The organism is Neobacillus kokaensis, from assembly GCF_014656545.1.
Taxonomy (GTDB): domain Bacteria; phylum Bacillota; class Bacilli; order Bacillales; family Cytobacillaceae; genus Neobacillus; species Neobacillus kokaensis.
Genome location: NZ_BNDS01000011.1, coordinates 41,477 through 65,796, shown reverse-complemented (window position 1 = coordinate 65,796; position 24,320 = coordinate 41,477). Strand labels below are relative to the sequence as shown.

Genomic DNA, 24,320 nt, shown 5'->3' with positions numbered 1-24,320 from the left:
TTGGAGGTTGAATCATGAAAAAGGATTACCGCCTTGGGCTGATTGTCCCAAGTTCAAATACCACAATGGAAAGAGAAATTCCTGCAATGCTGCAGGCACGTCAGCAAATAATCCCGGAAGAAACATTTACATTTCATTCCAGCAGGATGCGCATGATGCATGTCACCAAGGAAGAATTAGCCAAGATGGATACAGAAAGCGACCGCTGTGCATTGGAGCTGTCGGATGCACGCTGTGATGCCCTTGCCTATGCCTGCCTGGTAGCGATTATGTCTCAGGGTGCCGGTTATCATTGTTTGTCTGAAAACAGGCTTTCTGGGATTGCGAAAGAAAACGGAACGGATGTGCCAGTGATCAGCAGTGCTGGGGCTTTAATTGATGGAATCCAGGCGATAAATGCAAAGAAAGTGGCTATTGTTACTCCATATATGAAGCCGTTAACGAAAATGGTTGTCGATTATATCGAGTCTGCCGGAATTCAAGTAGTAGATTCTATTAGCTTAGAAGTATCCGATAATTTAGCAGTAGGAAGGCTTGATCCATTAAACTTAATAAATATTGTGGATAACTTAAATATTACAAATGCGGATGCTGTTGTATTGTCTGCGTGTGTACAAATGCAGTCATTGCCTGCGATTCAAAAGGTTCAGGAAAAGCTGAACGTACCGGTTCTTTCCGCAGCAACCTCGACGGTCTACAAACTATTAACTAGTTTAGATTTGAAACCAGTTGTTCCAAATGCCGGTTATCTTTTATCAGAAGAGTTCTACGCAAAACAACAATTGGATAAAAGCAGTTCTATTGTCTAACGAATCATTAACAGGAGGAATAAATAAATGGCTAAAATCCTTATACATTTGACCCATGGTCCTGAGGCACCAACCCAGGCAGACCGGGCATTTTTAATTGCAAAAACCGCAGTGAAGGAAGGTCACAAGGTTTCTATGTTTTTGGCAGGAAGCGCGGTACAGCTGCTGCGCGATGATGTGTTGGATAGTGTAATTGGTATTGGTGATGGAGTTACGTCTTTACGGGAGTCCTACGATCAGATTGTTTCAGGCGGCGGCGATATCTATTTATCAAGGATTTCATGCGGTGCCCGGGGAATGACGGAAAAAGAATTGGACGGGAAAAAAGTAGAATTGGCAGAGCCAAATGTACTAGTCCAGCTCACAGTGGACCATGACCGTGTGATTACGTATGGATAAGGAGAGAACAGAATGAGCCGAATATGGGAACAATATTTGGATGAACGGGATCAACAGGTTTATAAGAAAGCCGGATTAGGAAGTAAGATGGGAATAGGACAAAAACCGGCACTTGTTATCGTAGACGTCCAATACGGATTTACGGGTGACAAATTTGAAAATATTGAGGAATCAATTAAACAATATCCTACAAGCTGCGGGGAAAGCAGCTGGAGGGCGATTCCCCATATTAAAAATCTATTGGAAACGGCGAGAGAAGCGGACATTCCTGTCTACTTTACCATCATTGAGGGAAGTAAAACATCCTCGAACGACCGAGTTGCCATTAAGGGAAATATCTTTGATCACCCATCACTGTTAGAAGGGGAAAAGGGCACCCAAGTGGTAGAAGAGCTGAAGCCTCAAAAAGGCGAGATTGTTATTTCTAAGAAGAAGCCAAGCGCATTCTATGGTACTCCTTTAGTGTCTTACTTAACAGCCAATCAAGTGGATACGGTAATTGTAACAGGCTGTACCACGAGTGGTTGTGTGCGGGCAACGGTAGTAGATGCCTTCTCTCATAATTATCGTGTAGTGGTCCCAGAAGAATGCGCGTTTGACCGCGGCATTACCTCCCATGCTATTAATCTGTTTGATATGCAACAGAAATATGCCGATGTCGTCCCAGTAGAAGAAGTGATTAAGGAAATACAAGGATTAAAAATCCACTTATAATGTTTAAATATGAATAGTTAAATAAGAGGAAGACGGGGGAGAAGGCCGCTCTTGTCTTCCTTTTTTATATTTTGATCAAAATCGTTAGGAATGGAGGGATAACTTGGATACATTCCAAAAGCTTCAGAAGGAAACAACATCAATGGCTGTGTATAAACATTTATACAGTCTCATCGTTACCGGGGCTTTTCAGCCGGGGGAATGGATACGTGAAAGGCAAATCAAAGAAATGCTCGGAGTCAGCAGTACACCAATCCGGGAAGCGTTAAAAATGTTGACCCAGGAACGTTTATTGGAGGCTGTTCCCCATCACGGTGTTCGGGTTAAGCATCTTTCCACAAAAGAAATAGAGGATATTTATGAACTTAGGGTTGAATTAGAAGGGTTAGCAGCAGAGTTAGCAGCGAAACGGGGTACACATGATCAGTTTCAAAAAATGGATGAACTTCTACATATGATTGAAAGAAAAATGGAAGAAAACAGTGGTATTCAAGATTCAGAGTTTCTAAAGTTAAATAATGATTTTCATGACTTAATTATAGAGGTAAGCGGCAATCATGCCCTTAAGAATGCCGTAAGCCAGATTCGTGCAAGTATTGATTTAATACGAATCATTTCCTTGAAAAATAATAAAGGTCGGTTCGACGAGACATTAAGACAGCATCGGTTGATTTTATATGCAATTAAAACGAGAGATCCGCAGCTCGCTCGATTGAGAATCCAAGAACATATTTGGGATTCTGTAAAAATGATGCTGAAAGCGGCAAAAGAGTCCAATGAAAGGATCTTTGAAAATAAAGATGCAATCATGACATAGAAAAAAACTCCTCTTCAGCATAGAGGAGTTTTTTTCTTTCTAATGCTTGGAGCGCAACAGATGACTCAATTCCATACATTCATTTTTAAGGAATTTTATTAATTCAGATTGGCTGGATAAATCCAATATGCCCTTTATCCCGACGATCGAGATGGTTGCGGTGATTTTTCCATCCTTTCCAAATACAGGGCATCCAACGGCCACAATGCCTGGAATTAACGATTCTTCTGTAACAGAATAACCTGTATCCTTAATAGCTGAAAGTTCCTTTTGAAAGTCATCAATACTTAAACGATGCTCAAGAAGTTCTTTATGTAAATAATAGCTAGTTTCTTGTTCAGGCAAATAAGCTGCGAACAGTCGCCCTGATGTGGTTAAAACCATACTTGTTTTACTCCCGACTTGAATCCCGATATTTATCGCCCGTCTGCTCTCTTCGATTTCAATCGGATAGGGCCCATTTCCACCCCAAATCGACAGGAACACGGTTTCATTGAACATTTCCCGTAATTTGATTAATGTCGGCCGTGCAATATCTTTAATATCGGATGGTCCAACCGCATTATTTCCAATTTGAATTAAAGCAGGTCCAATAAAGTATTGCAGAGATTCATTTCTTTGAAGAAATCCAGTACGGTATAAACTGGTTAAGTATCGATGCAATTTACTTTTTGATATCTCACAGAGTTCGGAAATTTCAGTTATTGAAAGTGGGGTATTCTCTTCAGCGATTTTTTTTAGAATCTGAATCCCGAGCTCTAATGATTGAATACCATGTCCGCTCATTTCTGTATCCATGATGAAATCTCCTTTTACAAATGATAAAGACTGGACTATTTTTAATATTAGTATATATAAATATTCTAAGCAATAAATAGTTTCCTGTGTAGTCATCGATAAAAAAACATGTACTGAAGGATCCTTAATTGACTAAAAAGGATTTTCAGTACATGTAGGAGTTAATAAATAGGATGAAAAATTATTTTAATAAAAATTTTGTGCTGCTTCTTTAATAATGGCTTCTTCTTGCTCGTTTGGTTTAACTCGTGTTTCTTTTCCAAGAAATAGGACGTTTAAAGCTGCTAAGAAACAAGCCACAAAGAACATAATAAAGATAATCCCAAAGGGCACTTTCATTTGAATCAAGATGCCTACTAATAATGGACCAATAATCGCACCAACTCGTCCGGCTGCATTGGCAAAACCGGCACCAGTAGCACGAATACTAGCATCATAATGATCCGTGGTATAAGCATAGGTTGTACCAGTTACGCCTAAATAGAAAAAGGACAGGGCCATTCCGCCTCCAATCAGCATGGGCAAAGAGTTTGCGTTTCCAAAAATAATCGCACTAATTGCAGCACATGCAGGAACGTAATGAGAACAAATTTCCTGCCAACTTTTTCAACAAGCCACGCAGCAGTGAAAAACCCAGGTAATTGTGTAAGCGTCATCAATAAAACGTAACCGAAACTTTTAATTAATGTGAATCCCTTTAAGACCATAACGGAAGGGAGCCATAAGAACATTCCATGGTAGGAGAACATGACGAAAAACCATAAAATCCATAACATGGTAGTTTCACGTCTATATTTACGGGACCAGACACTTTTAATATTTTGCAAAATGGTTGTTTTTTCCTTAGATACTGATTTAAATTGTGGAGAATCAGGAAGCCCTTTGCGCATGTAAATGGCTAACAATGCTGGTAACGCCCCAATGATAAGGGCAGAACGCCAGCCCCAGATTGGCATAATAAAGTAGGCAATGACGGCAGATAAAATCCAGCCTACAGCCCAGAAGCTTTCAAGCAGCACAACCATACGCCCGCGCTTATGCTCTGGAACATTTTCTGCTACCAGGGTTGAAGCCACTGGAAGTTCGCCGCCTAAACCGAGACCAATAAAGAACCTTAGGACCAGGAAAATAGCAAATCCAGTTGCAAGTGCAGACAATCCGCTGGCTATAGAAAATAATAAAACTGTATACATAAGAATTTTGTTTCTGCCCATCCGGTCTGCAAGGGTACCCGCAACAATTGCGCCTATTAACATCCCGATAGCGTTTACACTGCCAAGTAATCCGGCTTCTTGAGGAGATAAATTCCATTCCAGTATAAGGGCTGCAGCAATAAACGAAATTAAACCAACGTCCATTGCATCAAAAATCCAGCTAAAACCTGAAATGACGAAGATTCTCCTAAAGGAAACTTTTTTTTCTTTTTTTTCTCCCATTTTCGATCACTCCCAATTCTAATTAAGACCAACAAAATAAACCAGATTACCATTTTTCATAAGACGGAGTCGACAATTTGAAATATTCTGTTTTTATAAATAATAATCTATAAACACTTGCAAGTTAAATATCAAAAATTTATAATCATATAAATCTTTTACATATTTACAATATTATCACTGTATATAACTTGTTTTCTATAAAAAAATGTTTGCATAAATATATTATGTAAACAATTTTAACGGAATCACGACTCCCATCCCCTCATATTATTTAGTATCTAATACGGGGGTGATCGATTGACAAGATGGTTAAAAGCCGTCATTCTAACCTATCTTTCTCTCTTATTTTTTGGCAGTTTTTTAGCCATAGGGATGCTTTGGACCGGAACTATAGAAAAATCGCTGCCCATTGTTTCTGATATCAAAATCTTTCTATATTATTTTTTCGCTGGTGCAATCGGTGGTTCCCTAAGGCATCTCTACATGTTTTGCACACACTACATGGAAGGAGAGTTAACCGATTATCGGAAGTGGATTATGTACATCTTTTATCCGATTTTTGCCACGGGAACAGCGGTGATTGCCGTTACGTTAATTAAAAGTGGAATTTTGTTAATTGAGTTTACCGATTACAATGATACTCCGTATGCACCGATCGGTATTGCTTTCTTTGTAGGGTTCGGATTTAACCGGTTTGTAAATAAACTGAATGCTGTTTCGAAAAATATATTTCAAGCAAATAATAACGATAACAAAAGCACTTGATAAAATAAAAGAAGGCAATCTCAACTTAACATTTAGGAGGAATAGGCTTGTCTCGCGCCACTATCTTAATCCCAGGTATTCAAGGAACAAAGCTTGTTAATTCGAACACCCTAAACTTTGATACAATTTGGTCAGGAATTCAAAGCAAATATGAAACCATTTATGATTTGGCATTAAAGCAGGACAGTCGATTTGAGGAAATGCCAAGATCAATCGTTGAACGGAGCGATATTGAGGATTTACCATATAGGGAAGCAGTTTACGTTCTGGAGCATAAAACAAAAATACCTGTATATATTTTTGGTTATGATTGGAGAAAATCATCCGCTGAAACAGCCAAACGTTTAGCGGATTATATTGAATATCTTAAAGTGAAACTGGATGTTTCATCCTTTAATATTATTGCCCATAGCATGGGGGCTGCCATATTCAATTGCTATTTAAAGCTGATACAGGGAAATTATGATGTAATTGACCATGCCGTTTTATTAGCATGTCCCTTTAAAGGCTCAGTCAGGGCTTTAATTTCGTTAATCGCAGGGGAAGGGGGCTTTAGATTTCCTCTGTTCAATTCAAATGATGAATTTCGTAAAATTGCCCGGACCTTTCCTTCTGTCTATGAGTTGTGTCCTGTTTATAAAGATGCAGTTGTCTTCGAAAATGGTGCTGATTTCGATCTATTTAACCCCAATCATTGGCAGTCCAATATTGGTGATGATATTCCAGGAATGTTTCGCGATCGAATTCAGCATATGAAGACTTTCTGGGAAAAGCAAAATCCGGCCATGCTTAATTTAGCAGATTTACCTGATGAGGTTAGGAAAAGGATCCTCATTATTGCGGGGGAGGGTGAAGAGACGAAGAATAAAGTGATTGTTCAGCCACTAAGCCCAGATGGAAGAGCAAAAAATTTCTTTCATTTTGATTCTCCAAATTCAGAGAGTGATGGGGATGGGGTGGTTTCATTAGATAGTGCCGCGATTTATAAGAATGAAGTTTTAACGCTGGCTGTAAAGAAGAAATGGACGAATCTTGCTATGCACGCGCTTTTCATGAATGATGGGCGGGTACAAACCCTCATAACTAGGTTTTTGTTGACTAACACATTAGATAGCTCTTCAGGAATCCCTTGGTGGTCTGTTCTTGATGGATCAGTTAGGCAGGTAAAATAATAGAAAACACCTTTGGCTTTATTCAACCAAAGGTGTTTTTTGTTATTTTGATATCGTTTTTCCAGTCGCTGCAGTTGTTGCTTTCTCATCCTTCATGCGATTGAAAATCGTTGCAAGGATTGGGCCTGAGATATTATGCCATACGCTGAAGATGGCACTTGGTACAGCAGATAACGGAGAAAAGTGAGCAGCAGCAAGTGCAGCACCTAAGCCTGAGTTTTGCATCCCAACCTCAATAGCAACAGCTTTTTTCTTTGATAAGTCCATCTTAAATAGCTTTCCAAATAGGTAGCCAATCAAGTAACCAAGAACGTTGTGTAAGATAACCACTGCAAAAATGAGCAATCCTGTTTTAGCGATATTTTGCTGGTTAACAGAGACAACAGCTGTTACGATCGCAACAATGGCAATAATTGAAATTAACGGAAGAACCTTTACACTAGCCTGTGCTTGTTTATTAAATAGCTTCTTAACAACGACACCTAAGACAATTGGTACAATAACAATTTGAACGATGGATATCAATAGGCTGCTTGGATCAACCGGAATCCATTCACTCGCCAATAACAAAATTAACGCAGGCGTTACGATCGGTGCGAGAATGGTTGTACAGGATGTAATCGTAACACTTAATGGTACATCACCTTTTGCTAAAAATGTCATGACGTTAGACGATGTACCGCCAGGGCAGCATCCTACTAAAATAACACCTACAGCAATTTCAGGCGGCAGCTGTAAGCCTTTCGCTAATAAGAAAGCGAGCGCCGGCATGATTAAAAATTGCCCCAAAACGCCGATCGCAACATCTTTCGGACGTTTTAATACTTCTTTAAAGTCATTAGCGGATAATGTTAGCCCCATCCCAAACATAATAATTCCTAATAATAGAGAAATATGTGGTGCAATCCAGGTAAACCCGGATGGTGCATAGAAAGCTAAAAAGGCAAATACCAGCACCCAAAGGGCAAACGTATTGCCAGCAAATTGACTGATACGTTCTAATGTTTTCATGTTGTGATCCCCTCTTTATCTATCTTTTTAGTAATGTAAAGTATTATAGAATAATATTCCAATAAACTCAATAGTGGGAAAATTATTTTTTTCAAAAAATAAATTCAATTCAAATTGATTGGATGCCCGAAAGATATTGATGACGTTTTCACATACTTTCATAAAAAATATCCTCCATACTAAGATGAAGGACATTGTTTCATTTATACTAACCGATAACTTTTGAATTCTAGTTTCTTTGTTGTCTCCAGCTGGATTAGTTCTCCCTGTTCCAGTTGAATTTTTTTTGAAAATAAAGGGCCATTAAAAACATAGGTATGATATTCGCCTGATTCTCCCATGGGGCAGCTTTTGGTCTGTTGAATATCTTGTACAAATGATTTATCGATGATTCTGCCAAGCCATGATTCATCTAACACATCTTCACGCACCCGAATAACGATGGCTTTGTAGTCGGAATTGACAAAGTTTTCAAGGGAATCAAGCGCTTCTTCCTGATCCATCCAAAGGGGGTATAAGGCTTCAATACCAGCAGCATCTGCCACTTTCTCGCCCCATTCACGATGGCCTTCTAAATATAAATCCCCATAGGCGATTCCAGTAATTTGATATTGATCCTTCAATAATTGCAGGTCTTGTATAAATTGATCTGTATAACGTTCAAATGTGCATTCGATAAAATGGACAGGAATGGAAAGTGCCTCACTTTGTAAGCGGATCATTTCAGTACGTTCCCCGTGTCCAAAGGTCCGACCCAATTCTTTAGGTACAGTCGTCACTAAAGAAACAACCTCGTATCCTTGTTCAATGAGAGTATGTAGGGCGAGACAGCCATCTTTTCCGCCGCTCCAGGATAACACGATACGTTTTTTCAAGAGTAATCATCCTTACTATTTTTTATATTGCTAGTTTACCATAAAAACAGAGGACTTTTTCTGTGTAAATTTTTGTCGACTAATTATTTAGAATTTTTAAAATAATAACCGATTTACAAGATATTCCATGTTATAATAAATACAGTCATGCCATCATCGCCATTTTTCACCAAAGTACTATTGTAAAAAGGGGAGGAGACATGGTTTTATGGGTACTGGAATGTTAGCTTTTTTATCACTGCTGCCAATCATAGTGGTGGGGGTCTTTCTGGTAGGGCTGAGGTGGCCGGCAAGTAAGGCGATGCCGATTTCCTATTTAGCAGCAGTCGGCTTAGCGTTATTTGTTTGGAAGGTTTCCGGGGCAACGGTGGCTGCAGCGACGATTAATGGACTTGTCGTAGCTGGTACATTATTATTTATCATTTTTGGTGCGATTTTACTGTTGAACACGCTTCAGGAAAGCGGCGGGATTAAGGTCATTCGGCAAGGTTTTATCGATATTTCTCCAGACCGCAGGATTCAAGTAATCATTATTGCCTGGTTATTTGGGTCATTTATTGAAGGCGCATCGGGATTCGGGACACCGGCTGCGGTAGCAGTACCGTTGTTAGTTGGATTAGGGTTTCCAGCAATGGCAGCCGTGATCGCCGGTATGGTGATTCAAAGTACGCCAGTTACCTTCGGTGCGGTAGGAACGCCTATTCTGGTAGGGGTGCAAACAGGCCTGTCAGCTGATGCCAGCATCACCAATGATTTCTTGGCCCTCATCACGGATATTGGTGGAAAAGCGGCCATTCTTCACATGATTTCCGGTACACTTGTACCCCTGTTCGTAGTGGCATTAATGACAAGATTCTTTGGAAGAAATAAATCATTTACTGAAGGAATCAAGGTATGGAAATTTGCATTATTTTCCGCATTTGCTATGACGATTCCTTATGTCATTGTGGCGAATGTATTAGGACCAGAATTCCCATCGATGACCGGCGGGTTAATTGGATTGGCAATTGTCGTTTCGGCAGCGAAAAAAGGTTTCTTACTGCCGGCTAAAGAGGAAGCATGGGATTTTGAAGAAAAATCTAAATGGGATCCAGAATGGTCCGGAAATATTAAAATTAAGGATATTGCACATAAGAATGGAAGCATGAGCCTAGTGCGCGCATGGACTCCGTACATATTAGTAGGCTTATTTCTTGTATTGACAAGATTGACAGCGCTTCCATTAAACGGATGGATGAAAGCGTGGAATTTACAGCTTCAAAATATCTTTGGCTCGGAAGTTAGTGCCAGCTTTCAACCCCTTTATTCTCCAGGAACAATTTTTATTTTAGTTTCGATTATGACGTACTTTATTCACGGTATGAATGGTGCTGCCTACAAAAGGGCGTGGGCTCAATCTGGGAAAACGACTCTAGCCGCTTCAACAGCCCTTATCTTTACAGTTCCGATGGTCCAAGTGTTCATCAACACAGGAGGCGGCGCAGCAGGATTTGATAAAATGCCGATTGAACTGGCAAACGGTGCGGCGGCGCTCGCAGGAGAGTACTGGCCATTTTTCGCCACCTTTATTGGCGGGCTGGGGGCCTTTATTGCCGGCAGTAATACGGTTAGTAATATGATGTTCTCCTTGTTCCAATTTAATGTTGGTTCGCAAATCGGAGTGGATTCAACTTGGATTGTTGCACTGCAGGCGGTAGGCGGTGCTGCCGGAAACATGATTTGTGTTCATAACGTCGTAGCAGCATCAGCAGTAGTAGGCCTTGTCGGGAAGGAAGGAGCAGTTATTCGGAAAACACTGTTCCCGTTTACGTACTATGCTCTGCTTGCAGGGGCAATCGGGTATTCAATTGTGTGGTACTCACAAGAAGGACTCTTTAACATTGGTTCGATTATTGCAGCAGCCATTGCTGTTGCTGCCATTTATATCATCGCTACCAATCAAAAGCGGGCGAATATTCAAATTAGCAATAATAAGTCATTTTAATACGTAAGGGCGGCCTCGGCCGTCCTTTTCTTTGAGTAAAATGAGCTAATATCATGGCAGCCACCCTAAGATCTGAAAAATCGTTAAGCCAATCTCAAAGGCAATTAAAATAACGATGATCCATTCTACAAATAATCCCCTAATGGAATGGCTGATAGTCGAAAAGCCGTCCATAATATTATACAATATGTCCGTTTTGCTTTTGAGAATCTTATAGCGGTCATTTAACTCAAAAAATTCGGTCATTTGATCGTAGAAATCATTGGCCGTACTGCTTGACCAGGTAATATCAGGTTTATCCAGAATCATGATATAAGCAAGTGTGTTATATTCGTGGCGGACAATCTTGGCTGTTGTTCTTGCTAGTTCTTTATTGCCTATTCGCAGCTTGCCGCGTTCTAACCGGTCAATCATCGTTTCGAGTTTATCGTGAATTTTTCCAAGCTGTTCTTCTGTTTTTTCAAGCGCCACTGATTTGGCAATGACAGTGGAGATTAATTCAGGATAGAAATCATCAAATTTTGGTACTACCACGTATTCGTCGGTGAGCTCAATATGTCCAGTTTCTTGTATGTGAAGGCTGTAATCATCAGTGTAGCGGTCTTTATTTTTAAGATCGATGTCTGGTTCAAAGGTTTGAAGGTATTTCAAAAAAGTCAACACCATATCAGGGTGCGTAAGATTTATGAAGACGACGCTGCCAAAAGAAAAAACTAAAACCATTTTCGATTCATCCAAATTTTCACCAAGGATGGAGTAGAGACTGCTTCCTCTTAATATTAAAGGCTGCTCCCATGTGAATTTTTTAGGGATACCGCAATGAATGGCAATTTTGTTTAAATCAATTTCATTCGTTACCGCAAATGCTTTAAATGTCATGTCCCTCATTCATAATCACCTTTTTCGTCTAATATCTAGGTTATTTTTTAAAAACATGCCTTCCAATAACAAGCGTGGTTGCTCTCGTATCGAGCCAGCGGCTTGTGGCAATGACAGGATTATAGAAGAAGAGTGAATCTCCTGCGATATGCCGTTTCTCTTTTAATGCTTCCTGTACAGCTTTAATAGAATCCTTATTGGCCGGTTTATTGATTTGTCCATTTTGGACAGGCTGAAACTGCCTCTTTTGATAGATGACTTCCTTGATTGTATCCGGAAACATAGAACTCTCCACTCTGTTGAGGACAACGCAGGCAACGGCAATCTTCCCTCGGTAAGGCTCCATTTCAGCCTCCGCTCTTACTAGTCTAGCAAGCAGGTCCAGTTCAGACGCTGAATAGCCAGCAGCCATTTTTACCTTTGGTTTTGCTTTTTCACCCTCTCTCTCCATTGTATGTATCGTTTGTCCAGCATATATCAGATCAAGATCTTTAATTTGCGGATTCATCTTTGCTAAGTCTTCTAATGTAAGATTATTTTCTTTTGCTATTTTTGTCATCGTATCTCCGGTTTTGACGGTATAAGCGAATGCCGGGGAAGCAAATAGTATAGATATTACTAATGTAAGCGCTAGAATTATTTTTTTCAATATCTTTTCCTCCTAGTTGATTTGATAGAAAATCTTATATAGTCACTATTTCTATGAATTCAAACGCTAGATTAGTATTACGGTGTGTTACAGTTTCATTACATGAAAATGAAGAGAACATTTAGGGGAGAAATGGTAGGAATAACGAAAAAGTAGTAAATATTATGTAGACGATAATAAGATTTTTAAAGTAAAATATATGAAATATAACCATTTACAGATAAATTTGAAGATTGAAATTTCCTGTAAAATAGAACCAAGTTATTTTTTAGATTTTTACATAACCTTTATTCGTTATTAAAAGTAACCGGAGTTTACGGAATAAATAGGGAGGTCCTATGAAATTTAAAACAAAGCTTTATATGAGTGTAGGGTCATTATTGTTATTTATTTTCATTATTGCGGTTGTTTTGTTAAATATGCTCGAACAAACGACGGTGAAAATGAACGAGGTGGTTAATGACTTAAATGAAAGAATAGAAATGGCCACAGTCATGAAATATGAGACTACTAGAATTGGTTTCGAGCTTGTTTTTATGGTTACAAACAGTGAGGAAATGGTTCATTTAAAGGCAAAACAAGATTGGGAGGAATCCCAAATTAAGCTCTATGAAGCCATGGAATCACTTGAGAAAAAAGACACGGAGGAGAGAGCGCAGGAGCTTTTGGCAAGGTTTAAAACCTTGTATCAAAACTATCAGGATATAGGACAGCAAGCTTTGACCGCAAAAAGACTCAATCATAAAACGGAATTTTCAGCATCTTTTTGGGCAGATGCCGAAATTACGAGACAAAGAATGCTGCAAATCGCCGACCTCTTATCCGTATTAGAAGAACAAAAGCTGAAAAGCGAACTATTTAGAACGAAAGAAACGTACAACTTGGCGGTTACCATGATTTACATCTATTTGGCTATTGCTCTGTTTATCGGGGTTGGATTCACTTTCTGGATTATTAGAAGTATGACCAATAATCTTAACAAGGTGACAACAGTTATGAAGCAAGCAACTGCCAGCAATTTTGAGGAAATGCCGCGAATAGAACTTTCAGCAAAAGGAGAATTGGGCGAAATTACGGTTGCCTTTAATAAAATGGCAGAGGCGCTCGAGAAGCATAGCTTACGAGAAAAAGAACTTAAAGAAGACGCGAAAGCTCAGAGCTGGCTAAATGAAAAGATCGCCGAGATTGCGACTATTTATCCTGAGGTTGAAAGTGTACCTGAGCTGGCAGATTTATTCATTACAAAGCTGGTACCAATGGCAGGAGCAAGCTGTGGAATTTTTTATCTGAAAGAATTTGTAAACGGGGAATACTATTTTAAGAAATTATCCTCCTATGCCGTATTAAATGATTCTGATACTGATATTGGGTATCGGTTTGGGGAAAGTCTTATTGGTCAATGTGCACTTGAAAAGCGTCTAATCATATTGAACGATGTACCTGATCATTATCTTAAAATTGGGTCGGGAATGGGGGAAAGCCCAGCAAAAAACATCATCATCATACCTGTAATATTTGAAGATGAAGTACTAGCTGTGATTGAAATCGCCTCATTTGAAACGTATCATCCTTTACAAATAAAATTGTTCGAAGCAGCTGTTAATAATATAGGAATCAAGATTAATAGTATATTAAGTCATGTGAAGTTAGAAAAATTGTTGCTGGAATCACAAACAATGACGGAAGAGCTCCAGGCCCAATCAGAAGAACTGCAGCTGCAGCAAGAGGAACTAAGAACGACGAATGAGAAACTTGAGGAACAGTATGAAGCGTTAAAGCATAAAAACGAAGAAATAGAAAAGGTAAGGGGAGCGCTAGAGGAAAAAGCACAGCAGCTAGAAGTAAGCTCCCAATATAAATCGGAATTTTTAGCCAATATGTCGCATGAGTTAAGAACACCGCTTAATAGTTTACTCATTTTAGCTAAGATCTTGTCTGACAACGGAGATGGAAATCTTACGCCAAAACAAGAGGAATATATTCGAACTATTTACTCCTCTGGCAATGATTTGCTCTATTTAATAAACGATGTATTAGATTTAGCAAAGGTCGAGTCGGGGACATTAGATATTAACACAAAAGAGGTAGAACTTTATGAGGTGCTGGAGTTTATCGACAGGCAATTTTCTCCTCTAGCGGAACAGAAACAGATTGAGTTTGCGATTGAAATGGATCCAGGTTTACCTGCAAACTTTGAGACGGATGACCAACGTTTGCAGCAAATTTTAAAAAATCTTCTTTCCAATGCGTTTAAGTTTACGGAGACTGGCAGTGTGACATTAAAGGTTCAGCTCATGATGCAAGAAATGCAAGTTAAAGAAAATACGAGGCTGCAGCAAATGCTAGCCTTTTCTGTCATCGATACGGGAATTGGCATTGACGAAGATCAACATGAGGTCATCTTTAATGCTTTTCAACAAGCCGATGGAACAACCAGCCGGGAATACGGAGGTACTGGATTAGGTCTTTCCATCAGCCGTGAAATTGCCCATTTATTAGATGGCTTTATTGAGGTATCAAGCATGAAAGGAAAGGGTAGCACGTTTACGTTATATCTGCCGTATGTTCAGCCTGGTTATAAAATGAGAGATCAGGCTGCCTACGAAGAAGCAGCGATCAGTCTTTATGAGAATCATGGTGACACCAATGAAGATCCAATCAAACAACGCACCAAATCTAATTTGAAAAACAAAAAGATCCTTATCGTGGATGATGATATTCGCAACGTATATGCTTTAACAGTCGCTCTTGAAATGTATGAAATGGAGATTATCGTAGCAGAAAACGGCCGGGAAGGGCTGATGGTATTAGAAGACAACCCGGATACTGATCTCATTTTAATGGATATCATGATGCCAGAAATGGATGGGTTTGAGGCGATGCGCCAAATTCGCAGCCTGACTAAATTTAAAACAATACCCATTATCGCTTTAACTGCAAAAGCAATGAGACGAAGCAGAGAAGAATGTTTAGAGGCTGGCGCAACGGATTATATTAGCAAGCCCATTAACGTGGAACAGTTATTATCGTTAATGCAAGTATGGCTTTATCGTAAGGAGTCTTAGAAAATGATCATAGAAAAGGGCGCAAACAACTATACACTTGCCCAGTTAGAAGAAATAGAAAGAATTGAAATAGATTTACTGCTGGAAGCGATTTATCGTTTGTATGGATATGATTTTCGAAAATACGCTTTTCCTTTTGTTAAACGGAGAATCAGCCATCGAGTATATAAGGAGCAGCTCACAAGTATATCAGCACTCCAAGAAAAGGTTTTAAGGGATTCAGAAGCATTGATGAGGCTCCTTTCTGACTTTTCCATCAATGTGACCGAGATGTTTCGAGATCCTTCGTTTTTTAAGTCCATACGTACCAAGGTCATACCGATTATAAACGATTATCCTGAAATTAGAATTTGGCATGTTGGCTGTGCTTCCGGTGAAGAGGTTTATTCAATGGCCATTCTTCTTCAAGAAGAAGGTTTATACAATAAATGCCGGATATTTGCCACTGATATGAATAAAGAAATACTTGAAAAGGCAAAGCAAGCTACGTTTCCCTTAGACGTCATGCAGCTTTATACGAAAAATTATCTTGAGGCAGGGGGAAAAAGGTCCTTTTCTGAGTATTACAAGGCAGTGGACGATAAAGTAGTATTTCATTCATTTCTACAAAAAAATGTTGTTTTTGCCCAGCATGATGTAGTAACGGATCAATCATTTAATGAGTTTGATATTATCATATGCCGAAACGTCTTTATTTATTTTAATAAAGATCTTCAAAATCAGGTCCATAAGTTACTATATGACAGCCTTAGTCTATCAGGCTTTATAGGGCTGGGACAGCGAGAGGGGGTAAGGTTTACGAGTTATGGAAATTGTTACAAGGAATTTGAGCCGTCCGAAAAACTCTATCAAAAAATTAAATAGCGTTCCCTCTAATAAAGTCAATATTTTAATGGTGGATGACCGCCCGGAAAATCTTTTAGCGTTGGAGGCAGCATTGATGTCTCCAAGCTATCATCTCGTTAGGGCCAGCTCGGGTAAAGAAGCATTGAAATACATGCTGCAGCAGGATTTTGCAGTTATTTTACTGGATGTACAGATGCCGGGGCTAAATGGTTTTGAAACTGCCAAACTGATAAAGGCTAGAGAAAAAACAAAACATATTCCAATCATTTTTATTACGGCGATTAGTCAAGATATGGAGCATGTTCTACAAGGGTATGAGGCAGGAGCGGTAGATTATATATTTAAACCATTTCAACCTGAAACATTAAAAAGGAAAATTGAGCAATTTGTAAAAATTCACCTGAATCACAAAGAAAGTATGATTCAAACCGTACAAGAACAAACTGAGGAACTGAATGAAATGCTGGATAGGGCAACCTTCCATTTACGTCAATCGGAGGCACTATCAAAGGCGATCGGTGAAACCATTCTCGATACGATTATTACGTTTGACGATCAAGGTTTAATTTTATCGGCTAACCCTGCTGTTAATAGCATGTTTGGCTACAATCAAAGGGAATTAATCGGGAGGCATGTCTGCTTGCTTTTTCTAAAAGAAAAAGAAGGCAATTCGGAAGAGTCAGTGCTTTATTCTCTAACAGCCATCAAACAATCTATCGGTAAAGTGATTGAATCTGTTGCCTATAGAAAGGATAATAGCAGCTTTCATGCTGATCTTTTGATTGGAGGAACAAAGATTGAGAACCACGAGGTATTTGTTTGTTCCATTCGGGATGTGACAGAAAGAAAGGAAATGGAAGAGGTTAAAAAGGCCCAGTTCAATCAGATGGAAAAGATGGTGGATACGCGAACATTAGAACTAACAAAGGCAAATGTGGAGCTGCAAAAGGAAATTGTGGAACGTAAACGAATAGCTGCCCACCTGTACCGTTCCCAAGAACGATTTCGTAAAATTTTTGAAGCGAGTCCTTGCTTAATGGCGATCTGCTCCCGGGAGGATTCGACCATTATTGATATTAACTCAAGCTGGTTAAGCTTTACAGGATATCAAAGTTATGAATTAATGAACAAAAAAATAAATGCTGAGAAATTTATTGATGAGTTAACAGGGAAGCCGGTCCATCTGGGTCAAAAAATTCTAAATAAAAAAATACATTATAAGACAAAAGAAGGAGAAATCCGAGAGGGTCTACTCTCGACTGAAATCATTGATATTGCTTCGGAACCATGCACCCTAATTGTATTAACCGATGTGACGGAAAGAGTTCATTTAGAAAAACAAATCGCCCGATTAGATCGTTTAAACTTAATCGGTGAAATGGCAGCAGGCATTGCCCATGAAATAAGAAATCCTATGACGACGGTTCAAGGTTTTTTACAAATTGCAAGAACTGATAATGAGCTTCTTTCATCTGAGATAATTGACGTTATGCTGGAAGAATTATCAAGAGCAAACTCCATTATCTCAGAATTTCTTAATTTAGCAAAAAATAAAATTAGTATGAAGAAAAGGCAAAATTTAAATTCAATCCTTGGAGCCTTGTCACCATTGATTCAAGCAGAAGCATTACGGTCCCGTAAGTATGTGAAGCTGGAATTGCACGAGTGTCCTGATATATTGCTAGATGAGAAAGAAATTCGCCAGCTTATTTTAAATGTTGCCTTAAATGGACTAGATGCCATGATGCCAAACGGAAAGCTGACAATCAAAAGCTATACTGAAAAAGAGAAAGTTATTTTAGAAATAAGGGATGAGGGTAAAGGGATTCATCCTGATATTTTAGAAAAAATCGGAACGCCTTTCTTTACGACAAAGGAAAAAGGGACAGGTTTAGGGTTAGCTATTTGTTACAGCGTGGCTAAACGCCATCAGGCTGAGATTGATATCAAAACAGGGAATAAAGGGACAATATTTTCAATACGATTTCAGACAAATCCTAACAATGGATGAGAGGATAAGGAGAAGTGTCAAAAAAAAGAAGTCTTATGATAGTTGCGGCAGCGGTTATTACGATTATCATGATAAGTTTTATTTCTATATCTATTGGACATGGAAAACCGAAAATGGTGGTTGTGTTAAAAAGTTTAGACAGACAATATTGGAACATTGTTAAAGCAGGAGCTGAAAAAGCATTTAAAGAACATGGCATCGATGGGGAGGTAATCGCCACACCCAGTGGAACGGCGAAAGAGCAGCGTAAGATACTGAAAAAAGTTTACAAAGAACACCCAGATGTTTTGATAATTGCACCGTATGATACATCCGTTATACCTATTTTGGATCAATTCACGCAGGAAAAGAATATTCCTGTCATATTAATTGATCAATATGAAAAATGGCCTAATAAAACCTCTTATGTTGGCGCTGATAGCCGTGAGATAGGAAAAAAAGTTGGCGAACTATTGGGCTCCGAACTTCAGCCAGGAAATAAAGCTGCTCTAATCGGTGGAGATTTATCTGTCTTAGCTAATCAAGAAATTATGGATGGCGCGAAACAAACATTAAAAGAGGCTGGTATTATTGTAGTGCCTGAAATTGCTGGGATAACGGATGATGAGAAAACGGTAAGAAAAGCAACTTTACAGTTATTGAAGGAACATCCTGATATTAACGGAGTCATTGCCACTAATGACCTTTTTGCTATATCTGTTATTAAGGTATTACGAGAACACAATCTTACCATCCCTGTTATCGGAACGGATGGAATTCCTGACCTGTTAAATCTAATCAAGAATGAAATGATCTCTGCCAGCGTAGCACAAAATCCTTATGATATGGGGCATTTAAGTGTTGATACTGCAGTAAAGGTACTAAAGGGCGAACAAGTTGACCCATTTGTTGATTCAGGTGTTGATATTGTCATTAAAGAAAATTTGCAACAAAGATTAGACTATCATAGTCTTTTGGTAAGGTAAGGGAGACAGCTGATTACAAAAACGGGTGACCAATATAAGAGAGTGCTGGGGATTGATTTTTACTCTTTGAAAAGAAGGAGCGAGTTTTAAAGAACTCGCTCAGATTGTCGAGAAAGGGTATTTTTCTCGGCAATTTTTCATTTTGTCAGACCTAAAATAAGGATTTTATAATAAGATTTCCCATGCTAACGGGAGCTGTTGAACAGCCTATGCATTAATATATTATATCGAATTAACGCAGTGGATTAATAAAGAATACGTATAAAATAAAGGCTATCGAAAGTTTTTCGACAGCCTGAGGAGCGAGTTTTTAACGAACTCGTTCCCATTGTTTTTAATAAACTTTATCCCCGTTAAAGATAGAATTCTTCACAATCACATAATCTACTTTACGAATATCCTGCAGCTTTCTTCCGCCGGCATAGGAAATAGAAGATTGAAGGTCTTGTTCCATTTCGATTAACGTATCGATTAGAGGACCTTTATGCTCTACATACATTTTCTTGCCTTCGACATTTTTTCGTTCGCCTTTTTGGAATTCTGAAGCGGAACCAAAGTATTCTTTAAAGCATTTTCCATCCTTTTCAAACGTTTCACCTGGTGACTCCTCATGGCCTGCAAATAGTGATCCAATCATCACCATGGATGCACCAAATCGTACGGATTTTGCGATATCTCCGTGTGTACGGATTCCACCGTCGGCAATAATCGGTTTGCTTGCTGCTTTCGCACACCATCTTAGTGCAGCGAGCTGCCAGCCGCCTGTTCCAAATCCTGTTTTGATTTTGGTGATACAAACTTTACCCGGTCCAATACCGACCTTTGTGGCATCGGCTCCGGCATTTTCTAACTCCCTAACAGCGTCTGGAGTGCCGACATTTCCGGCAATGACAAAGCTGTTTGGAAGGTGTTTCTTAATATGCTGTATCATTTCGATGACGGCATTTGAATGCCCGTGGGCAATATCAATCGTGATGTATTCCGGAACAAGGTTTTCTTCCGCCAGCTCCTTGACGAAATCATATTCAGCTTCTTTTACACCAACACTGATGGAAGCGATTAATCCGCGGGCTTTCATGTCTTTAATAAAATCAATCCGTTTTTCTGGCTGGAAACGGTGCATGATATAAAAGTAACCGTTTTCTGCTAAGAAAATTGCAATCTTTTCGTCTATAATTGTCTGCATATTTGCAGGAACGACTGGTAATTTAAAAGTATGACCGCCAAAGTTTACGCTTGTATCACACTCGGATCGGCTTTTAACCACTGATTTTGCAGGAATCAATTGAATATCTTCGTAATCAAATACATTATCCATAACTTACACTCCTAAACACGAATAATTATTTTATTTTTTTATAAATCGTTCGTACATCTGTTAATTTACCTTATTTTTATCAGTATGTCAAAATATTTTCATATTTATGTACAAAATTCTTGGATTCTATTGCCGGTTCTGGGTATAAAAAGGGTTATAACGCTAGTGAAAGCGTATTTTTATTTTCTGATGAAGTGATAAAATTGTGGTGAATGGAAATAGAAATCTATTTGGTCCTGCAGCATATTACGATATGATTATGATAGAATTGGAGAAGCGTTTTTTTATTTGGGGGTATAAAATGGGGAAACATAAAATTTTAACGATTTTAGAAAAAGAATTAGTCATTGCGCTCGGCTGTACCGAACCGGTGGCGATTGCTTTGGCGGCAGCAACTGCAAGAAGTTATACGACAGGAACTATCAAGGCAATCAGCTTAAAAGCGTCCGGAAATATTATTAAAAATGCAAAATCTGTGGGGATTCCTGGAATGAAAGCTAAGGGGCTTGAATTTGCAGCCGCACTCGGTGCTGCTTCTGGAGATCCTACTAAAAAATTAGAAGTGTTGGACGGTCTCACTAGTGAAGATGAGCAGCTGGCATTAGACCTTATTGCTGCTGGGAAAGTGACAGCTGGTCAGGCGGATACACCGAAACGGCTTTATATTGAAGTGACGGTAGAGACAGCTGAGCAAACAGCGAAAGTAGTTATTTCTGATAACCATAGCAATATTACTTTGATTGAAGTCGACGGGAAAGCGGTCTATCTGGGCGGCTGTGAGAACATCGGAATCCAAACAGATGAAGAAGAGTTAGAAGCACTGACGATTGATGAAATTTATGAATGGGTAGTAGAGGCAGATCTTAATGACCTTACACTTGTAAAAAGAAGTATTGAGCTAAACAAAGTGATTGGATTGGAAGGACTATCGGGAAATTATGGTCTGAATGTTGGTAAAACCATCATAGAAAATGTGAAGAGGGGAATTCTTTCCGATGATCTGGCCACGGCAGCCATGTCTCTCGCTGCTGCGGGCTCGGATGCAAGGATGGCTGGTTCAACGCTGCCGGTAATGGCGAATACCGGAAGCGGAAACCAGGGAATTGCGGTAACTCTTCCTGTCGTCGCCGCGGCAGAAAAGCTTCAGGTCTCTGAGGAAAAAATGGTTCGCGCCGTTGCCCTCAGCCATTTAATCACAATCCATATTAAATCTAAATTTGGACGTCTCTCTGCTTTGTGCGGTGTAACAGCTGCCGGGATGGGAGCGAGCGGCGCGATTGTGTATTTGCTAGACGGCGGCCTTACGCAAATAAAAGCGGCGATTCAAAATACAATCGGTAACGTATCGGGAATGATTTGCGACGGAGCAAAAGCGGGCTGTGCCATGAAAGTGTCCACCTGTTCAAATGTCGCTGTACAATCCGCACTCTTGGCATTAAATCATCAAGAAATACAATCGACCGACGGCTTCATCCATGACGATGTAGAGAAAAGCATTGAATCCTTCTGCAAACTCGGAAACGAAGGAACACGCCAAACAGACGAACTCATCTTAAAATTGATGCTGGAGAAATAGAAGGGTGTCAGGCACCATGTGAAATTTTCACATGGTGCCTGACACCTCTTTAATTTTTAAATATTTACGACAATTTAGATTATTGTGTTGACACGAGGATTTTGATTAAATAATATTAAAATATATTTATATGAGCGGATGATTATTGTGGGAGAGTCTAAACAATTGTTTAGCACCGAAGGAGCAAGCCATATATGGGCAGGAATCTCTCAGGTAAAAGGACTACAATAGGACGCATCTCTGGAGAGAGCCATGTGCCACCAAAGGAGTTATACTCTCAGGTAAAAGGACAGAGAAAAGTAGGAACAGCCTATTTTTCTCTGTCCTTTTTTTGTTTGAGAAAGATAGGAAACAATAGTAAAGGAGGGACTGCCTCGATCACAATGTTTAAACCTTAAAAATGTAAGCGCTTTTCTTAGGTGGATCGACAAATCCATAAGCAAGCTTTTGTAGAATAATAAAATGCCAAGATGCTAGTTTTGAACATGTAAGAACTTCTGAAATGCAAACATCCTGAATAGTGAAAGAGGGAATAAGTATGCAGGAACAAACATTATCAAGAGGCCTGAAAAACAGGCACGTTCAATTAATCGCAATCGGAGGCGCAATCGGAACGGGATTATTTCTTGGAGCCGGTAAGTCCATTCATTTAGCGGGACCGTCTATTCTATTTGCTTACATGATTACAGGGGTCATTTGCTTTTTAATCATGCGTTCACTTGGAGAACTGCTTTTAAGTAATTTGAACTATCATTCCTTTGTCGATTTTGTAAAAGATTATTTAGGGAATATGGCTGCCTTTATCACAGGCTGGACCTACTGGTTTTGCTGGATTTCCATTGCCATGGCCGACTTGACAGCGGTGGGAATTTATACTCAATATTGGTTCCCTCAAGTACCACAATGGATGCCGGGATTAATTGCCCTAGTCATTTTGCTCGCGATGAACTTAGCCACTGTGAAACTATTTGGCGAAATGGAATTCTGGTTTGCGTTAATTAAAGTCATCGCGATATTAGCCCTTATCATTGTTGGTGTGTTTATGATTATCAAAGGTTTTTCAACCAATTCTGGTGCTTCAAGTTTTACAAACCTCTGGAGTCATGGGGGAATGTTCCCTAATGGACTCAATGGCTTTATCCTATCCTTCCAAATGGTAGTATTTGCCTTTGTAGGTATTGAACTTGTCGGGCTTACAGCCGGTGAAACAGAGGATCCAGAACGAGTGATCCCTAAGGCAATCAATAACATACCGATTCGAATTATTATTTTCTACATTGGAGCACTTCTAGTGATTATGAGCATTTATCCATGGAATGCCGTCAATCCCGCGAAAAGCCCATTTGTCCAAGTCTTTGCCGCCATAGGAATTGCTGCAGCAGCGGGTATTGTAAACTTTGTAGTTTTAACATCCGCAGCATCTGCATGTAACAGTGCGATGTTCAGTACGAGCCGAATGGTGTACTCCTTAGCAAAGGATCAAAATGCACCAGCACCATTAGCGAAACTTACTACTCGCAAAGTACCTTCCAATGCCTTGTTCTTTTCAACAGTTGTCGTACTGATCGCCGTATTTTTAAATTATGTAATGCCAGAGGGAGTATTTACCCTTATTACAAGTATTTCGACAGTCTGCTTTATTTTTATTTGGGGGATTACAGTTATCTCTCATTTGAAATATCGGAAGACAAGACCAGATCTTGTGAAAGCAAATAAATTTAAAATGCCGCTGTATCCTTTATCTAATTATTTAATTCTCATCTTTTTAGCCTTCGTTCTTGTGGTGCTGGCACTTGCTAAGGATACGCGTGTTGCCTTGTTCGTAACACCTGCTTGGTTTATTTTACTAACAGTCGTGTATAAGCTGAGGAAGGCAAAAGTTACAAAATTAGAGATGGAGCAGGCAGCTAAGAACAAGCTGCAAAAGACGGTCAAGAATATTTAGAAAAATTAATTTTGTTTGCGTTTACAAAATTACTTGACTTCGAAACTCTTAGCTATTATTCTGAAAATAATAAAATATCGCGGATGACGGTTGTGGGAGAGTGCAAGCTATAAGCCACCGAAGGAGCAAGTTCCAAAAAGACCCTTGGAACTAATCTCTCAGGTAGAGGAACCACAGCAGGACGCACCTCTGGAGAGCGCGGTGATGTAAGGCCGCCACCAAAGGGGTAGGCTCTATTGTATAGAGTTAAACTCTCAGGTAAAAGGACAGAGAAGGGTAAACA

General features: G+C 39.4%; 19 protein-coding genes, 1 pseudogene and 4 riboswitches. Of the genes and pseudogenes, 13 read left to right on the top strand and 7 right to left on the bottom strand.

Translation table 11 applies throughout. The features are described from left to right. Positions 1-14: 14 nt before the first annotated feature. From IE222_RS13945 to IE222_RS13930, 4 genes are all read left to right on the top strand, one after another. A complete protein-coding gene (locus IE222_RS13945) occupies positions 15-809 on the top strand; it encodes a maleate cis-trans isomerase family protein (protein WP_191273828.1) in 795 nt (264 codons plus the stop codon). A 27-nt stretch (positions 810-836) separates the two neighbouring features. After that, the gene (locus tag IE222_RS13940; RefSeq protein ID WP_191273826.1) at positions 837-1,208 is read left to right on the top strand and encodes a DsrE family protein; all 372 of its coding nucleotides are present in this window, start codon (positions 837-839) and stop codon (positions 1,206-1,208) included. 12 nt (positions 1,209-1,220) lie between these two features. Further along, the gene (locus IE222_RS13935) at positions 1,221-1,922 is read left to right on the top strand and encodes an isochorismatase family protein (protein ID WP_191273824.1); all 702 of its coding nucleotides are present in this window, start codon (positions 1,221-1,223) and stop codon (positions 1,920-1,922) included. Between the two features lie 103 nt (positions 1,923-2,025). Further along, positions 2,026-2,739 carry a GntR family transcriptional regulator gene (locus tag IE222_RS13930; RefSeq protein ID WP_191273822.1) on the top strand — a complete coding sequence of 238 codons (714 nt, stop codon included), beginning with the start codon at positions 2,026-2,028 and terminating at the stop codon, positions 2,737-2,739. A 39-nt stretch (positions 2,740-2,778) separates the two neighbouring features. On the opposite strand, the gene IE222_RS13925 is transcribed toward IE222_RS13930, so the two are convergent. Together IE222_RS13925 and IE222_RS13920 are read right to left on the bottom strand one after the other, a co-directional pair. Beyond that, positions 2,779-3,537: an IclR family transcriptional regulator gene (locus IE222_RS13925; RefSeq protein ID WP_191273820.1), complete on the bottom strand. Its 759-nt coding sequence runs from the start codon at positions 3,535-3,537 to the stop codon at positions 2,779-2,781. A gap of 186 nt (positions 3,538-3,723) precedes the next feature. Further along, positions 3,724-4,973, bottom strand: a pseudogene (locus IE222_RS13920) (MFS transporter). A 300-nt stretch (positions 4,974-5,273) separates the two neighbouring features. Here IE222_RS13920 and IE222_RS13915 point away from each other — a divergent pair. Both IE222_RS13915 and IE222_RS13910 read left to right on the top strand, forming a co-directional pair. Continuing rightward, on the top strand, positions 5,274-5,741 hold the full coding sequence (locus IE222_RS13915) for a hypothetical protein (RefSeq protein ID WP_191273819.1): 468 nt from the start codon (positions 5,274-5,276) through the stop codon (positions 5,739-5,741). A gap of 47 nt (positions 5,742-5,788) precedes the next feature. Further along, positions 5,789-6,913 (top strand): lipase/acyltransferase domain-containing protein, encoded by a 1,125-nt coding sequence (locus tag IE222_RS13910; RefSeq protein WP_191273816.1) that lies wholly within the window; start codon positions 5,789-5,791, stop codon positions 6,911-6,913. A 42-nt stretch (positions 6,914-6,955) separates the two neighbouring features. On the opposite strand, the gene IE222_RS13905 is transcribed toward IE222_RS13910, so the two are convergent. After that, positions 6,956-7,924, bottom strand: a complete 969-nt coding sequence (locus IE222_RS13905) for a bile acid:sodium symporter family protein (protein ID WP_191273814.1) — start codon at positions 7,922-7,924, stop codon at positions 6,956-6,958. A gap of 203 nt (positions 7,925-8,127) precedes the next feature. Further along, positions 8,128-8,799 carry a Dph6-related ATP pyrophosphatase gene (locus IE222_RS13900; RefSeq protein WP_191273812.1) on the bottom strand — a complete coding sequence of 224 codons (672 nt, stop codon included), beginning with the start codon at positions 8,797-8,799 and terminating at the stop codon, positions 8,128-8,130. Between the two features lie 208 nt (positions 8,800-9,007). Between IE222_RS13900 and IE222_RS13895 the strand changes: the two genes are divergently transcribed. Then, complete coding sequence (locus tag IE222_RS13895; RefSeq protein ID WP_191273810.1) at positions 9,008-10,783, top strand: L-lactate permease; 1,776 nt, start codon at positions 9,008-9,010, stop codon at positions 10,781-10,783. A 51-nt stretch (positions 10,784-10,834) separates the two neighbouring features. Here the strand turns inward: IE222_RS13895 and IE222_RS13890 are convergent, their stop codons facing one another. Further along, on the bottom strand, positions 10,835-11,671 hold the full coding sequence (locus IE222_RS13890; RefSeq protein WP_191273808.1) for an RMD1 family protein: 837 nt from the start codon (positions 11,669-11,671) through the stop codon (positions 10,835-10,837). A 31-nt stretch (positions 11,672-11,702) separates the two neighbouring features. Further along, a complete protein-coding gene (locus IE222_RS13885) occupies positions 11,703-12,311 on the bottom strand; it encodes a cell wall hydrolase (RefSeq protein WP_191273807.1) in 609 nt (202 codons plus the stop codon). Between the two features lie 338 nt (positions 12,312-12,649). On the opposite strand from IE222_RS13885, the gene IE222_RS13880 reads away from it, so the two are divergent. Genes IE222_RS13880 through IE222_RS13865 form a run of 4 tightly spaced genes read left to right on the top strand, consistent with a single transcriptional unit; the run spans position 12,650 to position 19,198 of the window. After that, positions 12,650-15,376: an ATP-binding protein gene (locus tag IE222_RS13880; protein WP_191273805.1), complete on the top strand. Its 2,727-nt coding sequence runs from the start codon at positions 12,650-12,652 to the stop codon at positions 15,374-15,376. A gap of 3 nt (positions 15,377-15,379) precedes the next feature. Further along, positions 15,380-16,240: a CheR family methyltransferase gene (locus IE222_RS13875; protein WP_191273803.1), complete on the top strand. Its 861-nt coding sequence runs from the start codon at positions 15,380-15,382 to the stop codon at positions 16,238-16,240. Continuing rightward, positions 16,182-18,233 carry a PAS domain S-box protein gene (locus IE222_RS13870; protein WP_191273801.1) on the top strand — a complete coding sequence of 684 codons (2,052 nt, stop codon included), beginning with the start codon at positions 16,182-16,184 and terminating at the stop codon, positions 18,231-18,233. The genes IE222_RS13875 and IE222_RS13870 overlap by 59 nt, the downstream gene beginning before the upstream one ends. Positions 18,234-18,247: 14 nt before the next feature. Next, positions 18,248-19,198 carry a sugar ABC transporter substrate-binding protein gene (locus IE222_RS13865; RefSeq protein WP_191273799.1) on the top strand — a complete coding sequence of 317 codons (951 nt, stop codon included), beginning with the start codon at positions 18,248-18,250 and terminating at the stop codon, positions 19,196-19,198. A gap of 334 nt (positions 19,199-19,532) precedes the next feature. Here the strand turns inward: IE222_RS13865 and guaC are convergent, their stop codons facing one another. After that, positions 19,533-20,516: a GMP reductase gene (guaC, locus tag IE222_RS13860; protein ID WP_191273797.1), complete on the bottom strand. Its 984-nt coding sequence runs from the start codon at positions 20,514-20,516 to the stop codon at positions 19,533-19,535. A 301-nt stretch (positions 20,517-20,817) separates the two neighbouring features. On the opposite strand from guaC, the gene IE222_RS13855 reads away from it, so the two are divergent. Beyond that, positions 20,818-22,092 carry an L-cysteine desulfidase family protein gene (locus tag IE222_RS13855; RefSeq protein WP_191273795.1) on the top strand — a complete coding sequence of 425 codons (1,275 nt, stop codon included), beginning with the start codon at positions 20,818-20,820 and terminating at the stop codon, positions 22,090-22,092. A 138-nt stretch (positions 22,093-22,230) separates the two neighbouring features. Further along, positions 22,231-22,327: riboswitch (glycine riboswitch) on the top strand. A gap of 2 nt (positions 22,328-22,329) precedes the next feature. Further along, positions 22,330-22,388: riboswitch (glycine riboswitch) on the top strand. Between the two features lie 242 nt (positions 22,389-22,630). Continuing rightward, positions 22,631-24,037: an amino acid permease gene (locus IE222_RS13850; protein WP_191273793.1), complete on the top strand. Its 1,407-nt coding sequence runs from the start codon at positions 22,631-22,633 to the stop codon at positions 24,035-24,037. An 83-nt stretch (positions 24,038-24,120) separates the two neighbouring features. After that, a riboswitch (glycine riboswitch) is annotated at positions 24,121-24,221 on the top strand. 3 nt (positions 24,222-24,224) lie between these two features. Next, positions 24,225-24,309, top strand: a riboswitch (glycine riboswitch). The last annotated feature ends 11 nt before the right edge of the window (positions 24,310-24,320 follow it).